The sequence below is a fragment of the Shewanella sp. CAL98-MNA-CIBAN-0140 genome (assembly GCF_040309905.1).
GTDB classification, from domain to species: Bacteria; Pseudomonadota; Gammaproteobacteria; order Enterobacterales; family Shewanellaceae; genus Shewanella; species Shewanella psychromarinicola.
This window is the reverse complement of record NZ_JBEOPI010000301.1, coordinates 1-234: the sequence shown is the minus strand read 5'-3', so window position 1 is coordinate 234 and position 234 is coordinate 1. Positions and strand designations below refer to the sequence as shown.

Annotated in this window: 1 protein-coding gene; it reads right to left on the bottom strand. The window is 43.6% G+C overall.

Annotation, left to right across the window (positions count from 1 at the left end; genetic code table 11):
* The coding region (locus AAEY93_RS21145) for a cbb3-type cytochrome c oxidase subunit I (RefSeq protein WP_351079726.1) at positions 1–234 on the bottom strand (234 nt) is incomplete at both ends.

Below are 234 nucleotides of genomic sequence, written 5' to 3'. Positions count from 1 at the left end.
CAGTTAGCCACATAGATGTGAGAGGTTTTGCGTTTGATAAGTGTACCGAAGAAAACAATGGCATAAGAAATCCATACCAAAGCAATCAAAATATCGATCGGCCATTCAAGCTCAGCGTATTCTTTGGTCGAGGTTAAACCTAGAGGAAGGGTAATAACGGCGGATACGATAACCGCTTGCCAACCCCAGAAGGTAAACCAGGCCAGATAAGGAGCAAATAACCTTGTCTTACAC